A 17,653-nucleotide genomic window follows, 5' to 3' on the forward strand; every position below is an offset into this window, starting at 1 on the left:
AAAACTCCGGGTATCCAGTGTTTCAGAGGCTCGCTTTGAAAATGAAATAAATGCAGGGAAGATTTTTTGAATCTTCCTTTTTTTATTTGTTTTTTGAGATTTCCTTGTATTTGTCAAATTCCGCAAGCATTTCAGGATCCTTGTTTTTGTCAAGAAGGCTTACGATCACAGAAAACAGGAGGCACGCGGAAAAGCCGGGAAGAATTTCGTAAATGCTGAAAATTCCGCCGCTCATATTGTGCCACAGAACTACGGTTATTCCGCCGGCTGCAAGTCCAGCTATAGCGCCCTTGTTTGTCATTCCGCGCCAGAACAGTGCAAGCAGGACAAGCGGGCCGAACGTTGCTCCGAATCCTGCCCATGCATAGCTTACAAGTCCGAAGATTGAGCTGCTTGGGTTCAGGGAAAGCACAAAAGCCACAGCCGCAATAGCAAGAACTGTAATTCTTCCTATATTCAGCACAGATTTTTCATCCGCATCTTTCTTGATGATTCCCTTGTATAAATCTCTGCTCACCGCGCTTGCCGCTGAAAGAAGCTGGCTGTCCGCAGTGCTCATTGAAGCTGCGAGAATCGCGCACAGGAAAATGCCGGCTATAAAAGCAGGATACATCTTGAGCATTGTTTCGCTGAAGACAGTTTCCGCGGCGGCTCCTGAAAGAACTTTCGGCAGAAGGTATGCTGTTCCGAGTGTTCCGATAAGGAATGTTCCTATGTACGAGATAATCATCCATGTGGTTCCGATCCGTCTGGCTTTTGTAAGCTCTTCTTCTGAGCGGATTCCCATAAAGCGCACGATGATATGCGGCATTCCAAAATATCCAAGTCCCCATGCGAGCGCAGAAACCACGGAGCTTGCGCTGAAATGCTTGTTTTCCGTGAATTTTGTAAGCATTTCTTCCCCGAATTCTCCCTGAAGGGCTTTTCCGCTGAATTCGGCTGCCTTTGCAAATGCCTCAGAAGGGCCTCCGAGCGCGCATATTGCAAACACAGATGAGATTACAAAGGCTGAGAATATAAGAACTCCCTGCAGAAAGTCTGTTGTGCAGACCGCAAAATATCCTCCCATTATTGTGTATGAAAGAATTACAATCAGTCCTATTGCAAGCCCCGCATGGTACGGCAGCCCGAAAACTGAATTGAACAGCTTTGCGCAGGCTACAAAACCGGATGCGGTGTAAATAGTAAAAAAGAGAACAATAAAAAGAACAGAGATAAGCGAAAGAAGGTGTGTTTTATCCTTGAAGCGGTTCGTAAGAAATTCAGGAATTGTTATGGAATCTCCGAATGCTATGGTGCATCTGCGCAGAGGCTTTGCCAAAAACAGCCAGTTCAGGTATGTTCCTGCGATCAGTCCGATTGCTGTCCAGAAGGTTTCCTTTATTCCTCCGAGATAGCACAGGCCGGGAAGTCCCATTAAAAGCCAGGCGGAAGAATCCGATGCCTCTGCGCTCAATGCTGTAACCCAGGGGCCTACCTTTCTGCCGCCCAGAAAAAAGTCGGACGAGCTGTTGTTTCGTTTTGCGTTCTTCAGCCCGATGTAAATCATAAATCCGAGGTACAGGGCAAACGCTGCGATTTTTGCAATCATTTGTGCGGTCATAAAAACTCCAATTTAAAATGTCGAGTTATTTTAGTAGATAAATGGTATGTTTTCAACAAGGCTGCTTGTAAAAATCCCGTGCAGAGGGCTTTTATGTTGAAACGGAAGTGTGTTTTTTCAAGTTTCCATTTCAAATTTTCATTCAGACTTCTCAAAAAAGAGCTGATTTATAGGAACGTTTCCATAGAAAATATAACGAAATTCTTTAAAAATAAAAATTATTTCATGGAATTCAAAAAAAGAAAAAAGAATTTGACAATATTTTGCGGATGTGTATACTGAAATTATGGAAACGTTTCCACGTTTTCATATATGTTATTTATGCGTTTTTTTTAGTTTTTAGGAGGAAAAAATGAAAAAAATTGTCAAAGTTGCAGCAGTAGTTGCAATGGCAGCATCTTCAGCTTTTATGCTTGCTTCATGCGGTGGAAAAAAACAGCTTACTGTCCGCTATTTGAATTTCAAGCCAGAAGTAGCAGGTGTTTATCAGGAACTTGCAGAGGCATACGAGAAGGAAACAGGTGTAAAGGTTATTGTTGAGACTGCAGCTAACAATGCCTATGAGTCAACACTTATGTCAAAAATGTCTACAAAAGAAGCTCCTACACTTTTCCAGATTAACGGACCGCGCGGATATGCTAACTGGAAATCTTACTGCGCAGATCTCTCAAACACAGAAATCTACAAGCATCTTTCTGACAAGTCTTTGGCTGTAACTTCAGGAGACGGAGTATACGGTGTTCCTTATGTTGTAGAAGGCTACGGAATTATTTACAACAAGGCTCTCACAGACAAGTACTTTGCTCTTCCAGGAAAGGCTGTTCCTTATTCAAGCATGGAAGAAGTAAACAACTTTGAAAAGCTCAAGGCTGTTGCAGATGACATGCAGAAGAATGCGGCTGCTCTCGGAATCGACGGCGTGTTCGCTTCAACTTCTCTCAAGGCTGGAGAAGACTGGAGATGGCAGACACACCTTGCAAACCTTCCGGTTTACTATGAATTCAAGAACAACAATGTTGACCTTGCTTCTGACGCTACAAAGAAAATCAGCTTCCAGTACGGAAAAGAATTCCAGAACATTCTTGATCTCTATCTGAACGATTCAACTGTTGACAAGAAGGCTGTTGGAACAAAGACTGTTACTGACTCTATGGCTGAATTTGCTCTTGAGAAATGCGTGATGGTTCAGAACGGAAACTGGGCATGGGGACAGGTTGCCGGTGTAACAGGAAATAAAGTTCTTCCGGAAAATGTAAAGTACCTTCCAATTTATACAGGTGTTGAAGGCGAAGAGTCACAGGGTCTGTGCATCGGAACAGAAAACTTCTACTGTATCAATGCAAAGGCTTCACCGGCAGAGCAGAAGGCAACAGCTGACTTTATTTACTGGCTCTATTCAAGCGATTTTGGAAAGAACTACGTAACAAACAAGCTTGGATTCATTGCTCCGTTTGACACATTCTCTGACAGCGAGCGCCCGACAGATCCTCTTGCAGTTGAAATCAGCAAATGGATGAGCAAGCCTGGAATCACTTCTGTTGCATGGAACTTCACATTGTTCCCTTCACAGACATTCAAGGACAACTTCGGAGCTTCTCTGCTTAGATATGCTCAGGGCTCTAAGAGCTGGGCTGATGTTTCAGCAGAAGTTGTTTCTACATGGGAAAAAGAATCTAATATGTAAGCAGTTGCGGAGCCTGAAAAGGTTCCGCGGTGTGATATTTTCTAAGTCCTTCATTTAGTTAAAAATATACTTGTTCCTGCGGTGGAGCTTATCATGCAATTGGTTTTGCCGCAGGAATTTTTTTTCAGATCTTCAGAGGTGAAAAATGAAAAAACCATTGGCTGGGTATTTCCCTATATTTCTTTTGCCTACTTTGTTGGCATTTGCAATGTTTTTTATGATTCCGTTCCTAATGGGAATCGGGCTTTCTTTCACGGATTTTCCTACTGTTACAGATGCTACCTGGGTTGGAATTGAAAATTATATCAAGGCATTTACCGCTGACAATGAATTCATCCACGCTTTGGGATTTACTTCTCTGTTTACCCTGGTTTCAATTATTACTGTAAATGTTTTTGCGTTTTTTCTTGCGGTTCTTCTTACAAGGGAACTGAAGGGAGTCGCTGTTTTCCGCTCGGTTTTCTTTATGCCGAATCTTATAGGCGGAATTGTTCTGGGATATATATGGAATCTCCTTATAAACGGAGTTCTTTCCCACTTCCAGATGGATATAACATTTAAAACGCAGTTCGGATTTTGGGGACTTGTAATTCTTACAAACTGGCAGCTTATCGGATACATGATGGTAATCTATATTGCGGGGCTTCAGAATATTCCGAATGACCTGATTGAAGCTGCTCAGATTGACGGAGCTTCTTCAATGACTGTCCTTTTCAAGATAAAAATTCCGATGGTAATGCCTTCAATTACAATTTGTACATTCCTTACGCTTACAAACACATTTAAGATGTTTGACCAGAACTTGGCATTGACAGCAGGTGCTCCAGAAAAAACAACTGAGATGCTCGCTTTGAATATATATAATGCTTTCTACGGACGCAATATGCATTGGCACGGAGTAGGACAGGCTAAGGCTGTTGTTTTCTTTGTTATAGTTGCGATTATTGCATTTATTCAGCTTAAACTTACAAACCAGAAGGAGGTTGAACAATGACACTTTCAAAGCAGAAGACCTGTAGCAACACAATAGCTTTTGTTTTTCTTTGCTTGCTTTCGGCTATATTTTTAATTCCGATTTTGCTTGTTTTGCTAAACTCCTTTAAGTCTCGTCTTTATATTTCTAGTGCGCCGTTCGCAATGCCGAATGAGGAAACTTTTGTTGGATTTGAAAATTACATAAACGGTCTTTCGTCTTCCGGCTTCTTTATTTCGTTTGTGCGCTCGGTGTGGGTTTCCATTGCTTCGGTTATTGTCATAATTGTCTGCACATCAATGGCATCCTGGTTTATTGTGCGTGTAAAGAACAGATTCACAAAGGCTATTTATTTTCTCTTTGCCTTCAGCATGATTGTTCCGTTCCAGATGGTTATGTACACAATGACCTTTATTGTGAACAGAATAAGCTTTGACAATGTTTTTGGAATTGTCCTTGTATATCTTGGATTCGGCGCAGGACTTTCTGTGTTCATGTTCACAGGATTTGTAAAGGCTGTTCCGCTTGAAATTGAAGAGGCTGCTGAAATTGACGGCTGCAATCCGCTTCAGACATTCTTTCTTGTTGTATTCCCAATCCTGAAGCCGACAATTATTACTGTTGCAATCCTGAATTCCATGTGGGTCTGGAACGATTATCTTTTGCCATACCTTATTCTCGGCACTGACCACAAGACTGTTCCTGTTGCGATTCAGATTGCCATGCAGGGCGCCTATGGTTCAACAGACTACGGCGGATTCATGGCGATGCTTGTTCTGGCGATAATTCCTATTGTTATTTTCTATATTGCTTCTCAGAAGTATATTATAAAGGGAGTTATTTCCGGTGCTGTCAAAGGCTGATCGCTGTATTGCTTGATTCTGCCGCATCTTTACTTGAATTACGCAATGAAAAAGTTTCAGCTTTCGAGTTGCGTAATTTATCCGCGCAGGCTCGATAATCAACAGACTCTTTAATATCAAAAGATTATTTAAAAATACAGGAAGGTTTTTATGACAATTAAGGATATTGCAAAAGAGTGCGGCTGCGCTGTTGGAACTGTTTCCCGGGTATTAAACAATCAGCCGTATGTAAGCGAATCAATGCGCAGTAAAGTCCTTGAAGTTGTGGCGAAATACGATTTTGTCCTCAACAAGAATGCAAGGGACTTGAAGTCGCGGGTGAGCAAGACGATTGTCATTATTGTAAAGGGAACCAACAACATGCTTTTTTACAATATCCTTGAAGTTATCCAGAAGCGGATTGAAAAGCTGCCCTACAATACGAGCGTTGTTATTCTTGACGAGTATGATAACAGGATTGTCGGAGAGTACAGCAACGAAGCCCAGTGCGCCCTTAATATCTACTATGAAAAAAAGCCGCTCGGCTTTATTTTTCTTGGCGGAAATCCCGAGCGCTTCAATGACGATTTTCAGAAAATAAAAGTTCCCTGCATTCTTATCACAACAAAGCCGAAAAAAGAAGGATTTGAAAATCTTTCAAGTGTCAGCACTGATGAATTTCAGGCTTCGCTGTATGTTGCCCGCTATCTTGTGAAAAAAGGCCACAGTAAAATCGGTCTGATTGGCGGCGACTTTGAAAGCTCTGAAACTTCAAAAAACCGCTACAACGGATTTATAGAAGGCCTTGAGCTTGCGGGCCTTGACTTTGACTTTGAAAATTCCTATGTGACAACCCGCTACAGTTTTGAAGGCGGAGCTGCCGCGGCGGAAGAGCTTATCGCAAAATATCCTGGCCTGACTGCGATTTTCTGCATGTCTGATGTCATGGCGATTGGAGCCTGCTGTAGGCTGAAGCAGCTGGGATATTCAGTTCCAGGGGATATTTCCATCATCGGATTTGACGGACTTCCCATAGCGGATTTTTACTGCCCCAGGATTACAACAATAAAGCAGTCGAGCGAGGATCTGGCTATACAAGGATTGAAAACTTTTATAGACTGTGTTGAAAAAAAATCTTCAGCTGTCCATAAGATAATTCCATTTGAATTTATTGAAGGCGAAAGCGTAAAAGCGATTGCCGGCAAATAATTTTAATAAACGAGGAAATATATGTTGAACAAACGAGCGTCTGGTGTGCTTATGCACATTTCATCTCTGCCTGGAAAGACAGGAATTGGAACAATGGGCAAGTCTGCCTATGAGTTTATTGACTATCTGAAGAGCGCCGACCAGAAATTCTGGCAGATTCTTCCGGTTTGTCCTACCAGCTACGGAGATTCTCCATATCAGAGCTTTTCCACCTTTGCAGGAAATCCGTATTTTATCGATCTTGACTTTCTTGCTGAGCAGGGCTATCTCCAGAAATCCGACTACGAAAATGTGAACTGGGGCGGCAATGAGCGCTATGTTGACTACGGAACTCTGTATATCGAGCGGCATAAGATTTTTTCAATAATCCAGAAGAATTTCAATAAAAATATTCCGGCGGATTTTGATTCCTTCTGCGCTGAAAATGATTTCTGGCTTGAAGACTACTCGCTTTTTATGGCGGTCAAGGATGCCCACGGCGGAATTGCGTTTGATTTCTGGGAAGAAGATATCCGCTGCAGAAAGCCCGATGCTGTTGAAAGCTGGAAAAAGAAGTCCGGGGAGCGCATGCAGTATTACAAGATGCTCCAGTATTTTTTCTTCAAGCAGTGGTATTCGCTCAAAAAATATGCCAACGAAAAAGGCATTCAGATTATAGGCGACATTCCGATTTATGTTGCGGCCGACAGCTCCGATGTTTGGTCTAATCCGAGTCAGTTTATGCTGGATGAAAATTACAAGCCGGTTGAAGTTGCCGGTTGCCCTCCTGATGGCTTTTCCGCGGACGGACAGCTCTGGGGAAATCCTGTATACAACTGGGAATTCATGAAGCAGACCGATTATGCCTGGTGGAAAAAACGCCTTGAAAAGAGCCTTGCAATCTACGATGTTATAAGAATTGACCATTTCCGCGGATTTGATTCTTATTATTGCATACCTTACGGCTCGGCGGACGCAAAAGTCGGTGTGTGGCGCCAGGGTCCGGGAATGGACTTGTTCAATTCACTGAAAAAGCAGTTCGGGGAAATGCCGGTTATCGCTGAAGACCTGGGCTTTCTTACAGACAGCGTAAAGCAGCTTTTAAAGGATTCGGGATTTCCTGGAATGAAAGTTCTTCAGTTTGCGTTTGACTCCAGGGAAACAAGCGACTATATTCCTTACCGCTACATCCGCAACTGTGTTGTTTATACCGGAACACATGACAATGATACAATTCTTGGCTGGACAGAAACCGCTTCCAAGAAAGACGTTGAAAATGCGCGGGAATATCTGCGTATCCAGGACAACCGCGATATGCCAAAGGAAATGATGATTGCCGCTCTTGCAAGTGTTGCTGACACCTGTGTTCTTACAATGCAGGATTTGATTGGCCTTGGAAAAGAAGCCCGCATGAACATTCCGTCTACTGTTGGAAACAACTGGAAGTGGAGGGCAACAAAAGATCAGTTCTCCGAGGAAACAAGAAAATTCCTTGCGCATTACACCCATCTTTACGGAAGAGCATAGCCGAACCTGAGCTTTCAAAAAAGCAATGGATAATCCGGATGTGATTATTCATTGCAGATTAAATGGGACTGTCCAAAAAATTTATTGGGCAGTCCTTTTTTTTGCATGGCTATGTCCTGAAATAAAGGGCAAATAAATTTGACGTTTGTAAAAAACGCACTATGTTATAAAGTGTAATGACAGACGCAATAACAAACGAAGTCATAAGCAAAATAAAGACCTTGCCAAAATGAATAGCAAAAAGGTGAAAATAAAATGACACCGAAAGAAAAGAACGAGAAGAAAACAAAGAAATGATAAAAAGACTTCACAGTATTGCGTATGCGTATACCACGATTGTTGCAAAACTGGAAAATTTTTATGATTTTGTAATAGCCAACGATGGGAACTTGCGTAATGAATTCATAATTTCAATGGAAGAATGTGCGGCGCACAAATTTCAGCGCGCTTGCAGTAACAGCGTAAGAATTTCTTTCGGAGGAGATAAAAAAACTGTTTTTTTGACTAGTAAATGTGATTTTTTTCAATTTTTCTCTGTAAAAAACGGCCGCTGCTGATGTGAAAGCGGTTTTTTTATTTTTATCTTTGTAATTTAAGAAAAACAGATTATAATTTAAGAAAATATCAAAAAAGTGCTTTTGCTTGCCTAAAGTTTGCGTTGCAAATTTCCTCATCGACTTTTATTGGAGTGCTTATGAAAAGGCTTATTTTTCTTTTTGCGGTGTCTGTTTTTGTCTTGTTTTGTGGTTTCGCCAAGACTTTGCGCCAGGATGACGAAAGCGAAGAGCCGGAAGCTGTTTCTAACCTCATAAAAAACGGCGGATTTTCCGAGGGGAAAAAATTCTGGGATATATTCCTTTCCAACGGCAGCGCAGACCAGCTTATAACTCAAGACGGCGAGATGGAAATCCGCATAAGAAATCCCGGGCCTTACGAATATGCTATTCAGCCGTATTTTGACGGTTTTTCACTGTACCGCGGCGGAGTCTACAAATATTCGTTTGATGTTCATTCTTCGGTGGAAAGAACTTTTGAATGGCGGCTTCAGGTGAACGGCAGGGACTACCACGCTTATGCGGGCGGCTGGGAATCTATCGGAACTGAAAAAAAGCACATTGAGGCTGTGTTTACGATGCGGGAGCCTACGGATTTTTCTCCGCGCCTTGTTTTGAATGTCGGCAAGGGAAAAGGCTGCCCCGATGACTTAAAGGCACATTCTGTGTTTTTTGACAATTTTTCTCTGGAGCTTGTTGACGCTTCCGGAATAACTGAAATTGTAACTTCCAGAAAAAGCTCCAATGTGAATTTAAATCAGATTGGCTACGTTTCTTCCTCCCGGAAAACTGCTGTTGTTCGTTCAAGAAAAAGCGCGAAAGTTGCGGGAAATTTCAATGTTGTGGACGTCAATACAGGCGCGGTTGTTTTTTCCGGCAAGCTGAAAAATGCTCGGTACAACGAAGTTTCAGGTGAGCAGACAGCCGTTGCTGATTTTTCTGCGCTAAGTGCCGAGGGAACATACAAGATTAAAGCTGGAAAATACGGCGAGTCGTTTGAGTTCAAGATTTCCGGCGGAAATATGTATGATGAGCTTCTTTCGGATGCGCTTCGGTTCTTTTATCTTCAGCGGTGCGGCCAGGAAATTTCAGATCCGGATTTTGCGCATCCTGAATGTCATAAATCGCTTGCGGTTGTCTATGGAGATATTGAGACTAAATATGATGTGTCCGGCGGCTGGCATGATGCCGGCGACTATGGGCGCTATGTTGTTCCTGCGGCAAAGGCTGCCTGTGATTTGATGCTTGCCTGCGAGCATAATGCAGATTCTCTTGATTCAGCTTCTGTTCTTGCGGAAGTGAAGTACGAGCTTGACTGGATGCTGAAAATGCAGATTCCTGAAACCGGCGCTGTTTTCCACAAGGTTTCATGCAGGGAATTCCCGGGGGAAGTGCCGCCTCAGGATGAAACAGACAGACTTGTGCTTTGTCCGGTTTCTACCGCCGCCACTGCTGATTTTGCCGCTGCTATGGCAATGGCCGCAAGAATTTTCAGCAGCACCAGTGACGGGAAAAAATACCTTGCCGCTGCGGAAAAAGCCTGGGCTTATCTTGAAAAAACTCCCTTTGACGGCAAAGGATTTTTTAATCCTATTCTTTTTACAACAGGAGCCTACGGAGATTCCCAGGATGCAGATGAAAGATTTTGGGCGGCCTGCGAACTTTATAAAACCACCGGCAGCGAAAAGTACCTTGTGCTTTTAAAAGAATATGAGCCTTCGGATGTGGGACAGGGATTTGGCTGGCAGCAGGTGGGGCTTTACGGACTTTATGCTTATCTTTCCAGCGGCGCGCCACAGGATTCGTTTTATCAGAAAGCGCGGAAGGCTTTTATTGCAAAGGCAAATGAAAAGCTTGGAAATGTCTGTGCGGATTCATACAGCGTATCTCTTTCGATGTACGAATATGAATGGGGAAGCAACATGAGTGTTGCGAACAACGGAATGTTGTTTCTTCTTGCGGACAGGATTTCTCCGAACAAGAAATTCAAAGAGGCGGCGGAAAGTCAGCTGAATTATCTTCTTGGAACAAATACAAATTCATACTGTTTTGTAACCGGATTTGGAACGCTTTGTCCGATTCTTCCGCATCACAGGCCTTCGCAGGTTGCAAGAAAAACCATGCCGGGAATGTTGGTCGGCGGTCCTGACTCGAAGCTGGAAGACCCCTTTGCGCGCGCAAACCTTTCGGATGCTCCTTATGCTGCCTGTTATATTGACAGTGTCCAAAGTTATTCCTGCAACGAAGTTACGATATATTGGAATTCTCCTCTTGTGTATCTGATTTCGGGGTGCAGGAGTTTTTACCAAGAACTGTAGGTAATGCCTATGAAAAGACGCTTTATTAAAACATATCTGGCAGTTCTGTTTGTTTTGTTTGTTGCCGTGTCGGTTTTATTTGTGAAATTTGCAGCAGCAACCCAGGTATTAAAAGACAATGACATTTCCTCTGATATAAATTTTTCGATTGGAAAGCGCCGGCTTAGGGGAGATCTGTGGACTACAAGCGTGCCTTCAATAAATTATATGTCACCCGGCAAGGGCAACCTTATCGGCGGAATTTATGAAGGCGTGGTAAAGAACATGAGCACCCATTCGGTAAAAAAATGGAATCTGGAAATCACTGTAACGCGGCCCTGCTATTTGAACAATGCGTGGAATGGCTTTGTTGAAATTTACAGGAATGACGGACTTTTATTTCAGCCGAAGATTGACCTGAAAAAAGCGCGCGAAACGGATTTTTCAATTCCCACAATAAAAAATCTGAATAATATTCTTATTCCGCTTGAGCCTGGCGACAGAATTATTTTTGAGCCGTACATGGGAAAATTTATTCCGGGCAAAGTGCAGGATGTGAACAGCGTTTACATAGGTTTTATTTTCTACACAGAGGAAACCAGCGGGCTGATGAGGTTTGATACATGGAAAATAAACTATCAGTTTGAGCATGCTATATTTTTTCATCCGCTTTTTTATGTCTTTGTGGTTTTCTATATTGTGTGGCTTTATTTTGTTGCTTCCGGATTTTATTTTATCGCTGTAAAAAGGTCGGAGGAGCATGACCGCAAAAGGGACAAGCTTACCATTGAGCAGGTTATAAAAGTCTTTACAAGATTTATTGATGCAAAGGATTTTTATACGGCCGGACATTCCGAGCGCGTGGGAAGATATTCGTTCAAGATTGCAAAGGAAATGGGAAAATCCGAGGACGAATGTATGAACGCCTATTACTGCGGACTTCTGCATGACTGCGGAAAAATTGCTGTGCCGGATGAAATTATAGCAAAACCGGATAAGCTCACTGACGAAGAGTACGTCCTTATGCAGGAACATACAATCATGGGCTATGCGATTTTAAAGGATCTCACCTTGATTCCGGATGCAAGTTTTGCGGCTTTTTATCATCATGAAAGATTTGACGGCGCAGGATATCCTAACGGCTTGAAAGGTGAAGAAATTCCTGAGATTGTCCGCATTGTTTCTGTTGCTGATGTTTTTGACTGCATGAGCCGCGACAGATATTATAGAAAGGCATTTCCGCTTGAGGCGATTATCGAAGATTTCAAGAAAAACAGCGGCAAGCAGTTTGACCCTGTTGTTCTAAATGCATTCTTTGCGCTTGCCGAAAAGGGAGAATTCAACGAAATCCTGAAAAAATAAAATTTTCCAGCCTGGATAAAAAAAGCCACTCTGAAAATGAATTTCAGAATGGCAGTAAAAACAAAATGTTTGTATGTGCTTTAGGCACTGTCAATCAACTTATTCTTCAGGGGCTGTTATAGTGATGTGCAAATCCCTGAGCTGCTGCGGATCTACTATGCTTGGACATTCATCCATCGGGCTCATTGCAAGATTGTTTTTAGGGAACGCAATAACCTCGTGGATTGATTCCTCGTGGCGCATAAGCATTACAAGGCGGTCAAGCCCCGGGGCAATTCCACCATGAGGCGGCGCACCAAATTTAAATGCCTGAACAAGAAAGCCGAATGCCTTTTCTGCGCGCTCACGGCTGTAGCCTACGATTTCAAAAATACGCTCCTGCAAAGCCGGGTCGTTAATACGCATACTGCCGGAAGCAAGTTCGTAGCCGTTCAAAACGAGGTCGTACAAATCGCCTTTTACTTCGCCCGGGTCGCTTTCAAGAGTATCCCAGTATTTTTTCTGCGGAAGGGTGAACATGTGGTGCTCGGTTTCCCAGTGATTTTCTTCTTCGTTCCAGGCAAAATACGGAAAGTCAATAATCCAGGCAAAATGGAATTCGTCGTTCGGATTGTAAAGGTTCAGGTCTTTTCCAAGCTGTTTGCGGACTGCACCAAGTGCCGTACAAGCCGTCTGCCAGTCCTCGTCCGAAACAAACAAAAGCAGGTCGTTTTTTTGTGCGCCGAGTTTTTCGCAGATTACGCTTTCATTTCCTGCATAGAATTTTGAAATGCCGCCTTCAAATTTTCCTTCTGCATCAACTTTCATCCAGGCAAGTCCTTTTGCCTTATACGTTTTTGCAACGGCTTCAAGGGCTTCAATATTTTTACGGCTGTATTTGTCTGCAACATTTTTTACTACAAGTGCTTTAAGACCGCTTCGCTTGTGGCGCTGAATTTCACGGCCGGAATTTGCCGCACCTGCCTTAAACGCATTAAAATCTGCCAAGTCTGCCATAAAAGCCGCATCCTGCATTTTCAAGTCAAAACGCAAATCAGGCTTGTCGCTTCCGTAAAAGTCAAAGGCATCTTCCCAGGCAATGCGGTCAAATTTTGCAGGCAAATCATAATTCAACGTCTTTTTGAAAATATGCTGCATCAGGCCTTCTGTAGTTTCAAGGACTTCCTCGCGGTTTGTAAAACTCAGTTCCATATCAATCTGAGTAAATTCCGGCTGACGGTCACCGCGTGCATCTTCATCACGATAACAGCGCGCAATCTGGAAATACTTGTCAAAACCACTGACCATCAAAAGCTGTTTATAAAGCTGAGGCGACTGCGGAAGTGAATAAAATTTTCCCGGATGAACACGGCTAGGAACAAGGTAATCGCGCGCTCCTTCCGGCGTTGATTTTATGAAAGTAGGAGTTTCAATTTCAAGAAATCCTTTTGAAGTCAAATATTCGCGTGTAGCAAAAGTTACCTGACTTCGCAGAATGATGTTTTTCTGCATAGGTTCACGGCGCAGGTCAAGATAGCGGTATTTTAAACGCAAATCTTCGTTAGGGATTACAAGCGTTCCGTCTTTCTGGCGCACTTCTTCAATACTGAACGGAAGTTCCTGACTTGTCGTAAAAATCTCGATGTCAGACGCTTCGACTTCAATTTCGCCAGTTTTCATATCAGGATTAATGTCTTTTTCTGAACGTGCTGCAACAATTCCTTCTACAGCAATACAATATTCACTTTTTAAGCCGGCAGCAATTTTTTTAACTTCGTCAGAAGCATTGTCGCCCACCATAACCTGAGTAATTCCGTAACGGTCGCGCAGACGAATAAAAACAAGTCCGCCCAAATCACGAGTGCGGCTTACCCAGCCATTTAATACAACTTTCTTGCCGACGTCCGCCTTTGTAAGCTCGCCGCAAGTAACTGTTCGCTTTGAATTTTCCATAATAGCATATTTTAGTATTTCGCAATGATTTTTACAATAATGGGCATAATTGAAAGTAAGTTTTTACAGCTATATAATCTAGGGAACTTTTAAATTCATTTCCGATGTTTTTTTTGTTTTGCGGAGGTTCTATGCTTTTTTTGCGCTGGATTTTTGTTTTGATAATTTCATTTATACTCGGAAAATTGGTTTCAAAGTTGAAGCTTCCGGCTATTTTAGGCTGGCTTATAAGCGGAATGTTTTTGGGGCCTCATGCGCTGGGACTTCTTCCGCAGACTGTGCTGAATGTCCAGTGGTACAGGCTTGCAATCACCTGGATGCAGTGCGCCTTTGGACTTATGCTTGGAACTGAACTGATCTGGAAAAAAATCAAAAGCTACGGAAAGGCTCTGGCGGTTACAACGCTGACACAGTCGCTTGGAACATTTGTGCTTGTTTCCGCTGTTTTTGCGGTGCTTTTTTATTTTTACAAAATTCCGCTTTATATGGCGTTTGCCTTTGGAGGAATTGCGCTTGCAACAGCCCCTGCTCCGGCGCTTTCGATTGTTCAGGAATTTCATACAAAGGGGCCGGTTACAAATACACTTATTCCAATGGCAGTGCTTGATGATGTGGTGGGCATTGCGGTTTTTTTTACGGTTAATTCAATTATCGCACAGAGCGTTTCAGGCGGCGCAATTCCCCTGTGCATGATTCCTGTGATGATTTTTCTTCCTGTGCTGGTCGGGGGAATTTTTGGGTTTTTATGCGGAATTTTTCTGCGGAAGGAATTGCCAAGGACGGCGACTCTCATTTTGCTTGCGGCGGGAATTACTTTCACAGCAGGCACAGGGCTTTTTTTAAATAAGAAGATTTTTACACAAATTGCGCTGAATTATATGCTCATGGGCGTTTCGTTTTCTGAGGTTTTTTCGAACATGGTTTGCGAGCGGCGGCTTGAAGAAATTATGCAGTTCTTTCGCCCGGTGCTGGCGGTGAGCCTTTTGAGCGCAATCGTTGACCTTGGCGCGCCTCTGGATTTTCACCTGATTTTCGGGGCTGGGCTTTTTACCTTTGTGTATATCGCATCAAGGGCTTTGGGAAAATATTTCGGGGCAAGGTTCGGTGCAGGAATTACAAAAATGCCGGATTCTGTAAAAAAATATTTGGGGCTTACTCTTCTTCCACATTCGGGAGTTTCTCTTGTGTTCACGGGAATAATAAGCAGCTCGCTTGTCGGGTCAAAGCCTGAGCTTTCTAGTATTATAACAGGCACAATAGCCGCCGCCGCTGTGATAAATGAAATACTTGCCGTGATTGCCGCAAAAAAAGGTTTCCAGTGGGCAGGAGAAATAGAGAAGCAAAACGCTGATTTGTAATTATCTGTGTTTTTTACTTGAGTGATGCAAGGCGCCCTTTAAAACAATTCCAGCTGGGCGGGCGGTTCTTCCGGGAAGTGGCGCAGATAGGAAAAACATTCGTCCGGGGTGCAGAGAATTTTGTGCGCGCGGCATTCGGAATAAAAAAAGCGCATTATTTCTTTGTTGTTCGCGCTTGTAACTTCGTATCTTTCTCCGAATTCCGTCCTGTATTTTGCGGAAAGTCCCGGAAAATGTGCATCCAGCGCATCGTAAAAATATTCGCGGTTTCCGTTCCTCAGCGTAAGCCCGATTCCAAAGCAGATAATTCCGCGCACATCTGCCTGAATGCAGCTTTTCATAAGGGAAGAAAAATTTTCCATCGTGTCGTTTATGTGCGGCAAAAACGGGTCAAGCCACACAACTGTCGGAATTCCACAGTCGCGCAAAATGTTCAGCACTTCAATGCGCCTGCTTGTTGCGCAGACATTCGGTTCGATTATGCGGCATAAACTGTCGTCCGCAGTCGTAAGCGTCATCTGGACAACGCATTTTCCCTTTCTGTTGATTGATTTCAAAAGGTCAAGGTCGCGCAGAATTCTGTCCGATTTTGTCTGAATTGCAAGCCCGAAACCGTACCGTTCGATAATTTCAAGACATCTCCGCGTAAGAAGCAGGTCGTTTTCGCAATGCATATACGGGTCGCACATTGCGCCTGTTCCGATTACGCACTTATGGCGTTTTGAGCGCAGCGCTTTTTCCAGGAGCTCTGGCGCATTCTGCTTTACTTCAATATCTTCAAAAGGCTTGGGCGTGTGGTAGCAGTCCGAACGCGAATCGCAGTAAATGCAGCCGTGCGTACACCCTCGGTAAATGTTCATTCCGTTCTGTGCGGAAAGAATAGATTTTGCTTCTGTAAAATGCATAGGATAATTATATCACGCAAAATGTGACAGCATAGTGTCATATTTAATTCCGGGAGCTTTTCTAGGAAACAATTTTCTTTAGGTTTTCATGGTAGTCCTGCCACCACTTCAGCTCCTCTGAATTCTGCTTTGCTTCTGTTTCCTTGAATTGGTTGTCGATTTCTATGATTTTGTTTCTACAGTCCACGACTGCCTTTGAGATGGCTGGCTCAAAATGGATTCCGCTTGTGTTTTCAAAGATCACGAGCGCGCTGTCTACGTCCATTGCTTCTTTGTAAAGTCTTTGGCTTATAAGGGCATCAAGCACGTCCGCCGCCGCCATGATTCTTGCGCACAAAGGAATTTCGTATTCCCGCAGTCCGTCAGGGTAGCCTGTGCCGTTCCATTTTTCGTGATGCCAGAGGCACATCTGCTTTGCAATCTTGTTGAATTCTCCGTTGCCGATTGAGGGAAGAAATTCAAGCAGCTTGTGGCCTTCAACCGGATGTGTCTTCATCAGCTCGAATTCAGCATCTGTGAATTTTCCGATTTTATTCAGAACTCCCTCGGGAATGTGTATTTTTCCTATGTCGTGAAGAAAGGCTGCGTTCTGAAAAAGATAAATATTTCTTTCAGTCAGTTCCGCCTTGTAGTGTCCGCTTGCAACAAGCTGGCGGCATATCATTTCCACATAAACCTGGGTGTGCGCAACGTGGTGTCCGGTAAAAAGGTCGTGGCTTCCAAGGCACTGCGATACAAACTGGATTATCTTGTACTGAGTTTTGTCAAGCGATCTGTTTTTTTCAATGAGAATTTCGTTTAGATTGTTGTATTCATTTTTTGTTCTGTTCAGCTTTGTCATTGTGCGGTGAGTACGCTTGCATAGCTGGTTTATTGTAAAGAACAGGAATGCGAATTCAACTGTATATCCCATGCACATCTGGATAATCCAGATTTCCCGGGTGAATCTTCCGACGATGACATCGAATATGGTGTACGATTTGTAGATGACTATGAGTATAACAAAAATGTAGTTGTAGATTGTCGTGAGCCTGGAAAGCCTCTTGTTGTAGTAGAGGCAGCTTATGATTGGAATAAGCGCATACGAAATACTGAGCCTTATTGCTCCGGAATATGCCATTGCCGCAACGAAAATAGAAGCGGCGATTGTTTCAAAGTACATGGAAAAATACTGGAATTTTTTATTTGATACCCTGTTGATAAAATGGCTGATGAGCGAAACTATAATTTCCTGGAAGAAAAGTGAAACTGAAAAAGCATGGGGAACTTCCCACAGCCCGATAACAGTAAAGATGTAAAAAACAACAGGAACTATGATTGTGCCGAAAAGGATTTTTTCAGTAGTCCGGTTTACATTTACAATATTCTCGATGAAAAATTCCTTGTCGTCTTCTTTCATAGTGCAATTCCTAGTACAAGAATTATACA

At 43.1% G+C, this 17,653-nt stretch carries 12 protein-coding genes; 8 read left to right on the forward strand and 4 right to left on the reverse strand.

Annotated features, from left to right (window positions below):
• Positions 1–82 precede the first annotated feature (82 nt).
• Positions 83–1,603 (reverse strand): sodium/proline symporter PutP, encoded by a 1,521-nt coding sequence (gene putP / locus ACI4L0_RS07940; protein ID WP_439799628.1) that lies wholly within the window; start codon positions 1,601–1,603, stop codon positions 83–85.
• Between the two features lie 352 nt (positions 1,604–1,955).
• On the opposite strand from putP, the gene ACI4L0_RS07945 reads away from it, so the two are divergent.
• From ACI4L0_RS07945 to ACI4L0_RS07975, 7 genes are all read left to right on the forward strand, one after another.
• Positions 1,956–3,287 carry an ABC transporter substrate-binding protein gene (locus tag ACI4L0_RS07945; RefSeq protein WP_439799629.1) on the forward strand — a complete coding sequence of 444 codons (1,332 nt, stop codon included), beginning with the start codon at positions 1,956–1,958 and terminating at the stop codon, positions 3,285–3,287.
• A gap of 145 nt (positions 3,288–3,432) precedes the next feature.
• Positions 3,433–4,281, forward strand: coding sequence for a carbohydrate ABC transporter permease (locus tag ACI4L0_RS07950; protein WP_439799630.1), 849 nt, complete (start codon positions 3,433–3,435; stop codon positions 4,279–4,281).
• Positions 4,278–5,123 carry a carbohydrate ABC transporter permease gene (locus ACI4L0_RS07955; RefSeq protein ID WP_439799631.1) on the forward strand — a complete coding sequence of 282 codons (846 nt, stop codon included), beginning with the start codon at positions 4,278–4,280 and terminating at the stop codon, positions 5,121–5,123. The genes ACI4L0_RS07950 and ACI4L0_RS07955 overlap by 4 nt, the downstream gene beginning before the upstream one ends.
• Before the next feature lie 150 nt (positions 5,124–5,273).
• Positions 5,274–6,311 carry a LacI family DNA-binding transcriptional regulator gene (locus tag ACI4L0_RS07960; protein WP_439799632.1) on the forward strand — a complete coding sequence of 346 codons (1,038 nt, stop codon included), beginning with the start codon at positions 5,274–5,276 and terminating at the stop codon, positions 6,309–6,311.
• Positions 6,312–6,332: 21 nt separating this feature from the next.
• Complete coding sequence (malQ, locus tag ACI4L0_RS07965) at positions 6,333–7,817, forward strand: 4-alpha-glucanotransferase (protein WP_439799633.1); 1,485 nt, start codon at positions 6,333–6,335, stop codon at positions 7,815–7,817.
• Positions 7,818–8,511: 694 nt separating this feature from the next.
• The gene (locus ACI4L0_RS07970) at positions 8,512–10,689 is read left to right on the forward strand and encodes a glycoside hydrolase family 9 protein (protein ID WP_439799634.1); all 2,178 of its coding nucleotides are present in this window, start codon (positions 8,512–8,514) and stop codon (positions 10,687–10,689) included.
• 9 nt (positions 10,690–10,698) lie between these two features.
• A complete protein-coding gene (locus ACI4L0_RS07975; RefSeq protein ID WP_439799635.1) occupies positions 10,699–12,030 on the forward strand; it encodes an HD-GYP domain-containing protein in 1,332 nt (443 codons plus the stop codon).
• 99 nt (positions 12,031–12,129) lie between these two features.
• Here ACI4L0_RS07975 and aspS read toward each other — a convergent pair whose 3' ends face one another.
• Positions 12,130–13,962 (reverse strand): aspartate--tRNA ligase, encoded by a 1,833-nt coding sequence (aspS, locus tag ACI4L0_RS07980; protein ID WP_439799636.1) that lies wholly within the window; start codon positions 13,960–13,962, stop codon positions 12,130–12,132.
• A gap of 131 nt (positions 13,963–14,093) precedes the next feature.
• On the opposite strand from aspS, the gene ACI4L0_RS07985 reads away from it, so the two are divergent.
• Positions 14,094–15,320: a cation:proton antiporter gene (locus ACI4L0_RS07985; protein ID WP_439799637.1), complete on the forward strand. Its 1,227-nt coding sequence runs from the start codon at positions 14,094–14,096 to the stop codon at positions 15,318–15,320.
• 38 nt (positions 15,321–15,358) lie between these two features.
• Here the strand turns inward: ACI4L0_RS07985 and ACI4L0_RS07990 are convergent, their stop codons facing one another.
• On the reverse strand, positions 15,359–16,225 hold the full coding sequence (locus ACI4L0_RS07990; RefSeq protein WP_439799638.1) for an SPL family radical SAM protein: 867 nt from the start codon (positions 16,223–16,225) through the stop codon (positions 15,359–15,361).
• 61 nt (positions 16,226–16,286) lie between these two features.
• Positions 16,287–17,624, reverse strand: a complete 1,338-nt coding sequence (locus tag ACI4L0_RS07995; protein WP_439799639.1) for an HD-GYP domain-containing protein — start codon at positions 17,622–17,624, stop codon at positions 16,287–16,289.
• Positions 17,625–17,653: the final 29 nt, after the last annotated feature.

Origin of the sequence: Treponema sp. (assembly GCF_051883275.1) — a bacterium.
Lineage (GTDB): Bacteria > Spirochaetota > Spirochaetia > Treponematales > Treponemataceae > Treponema_D.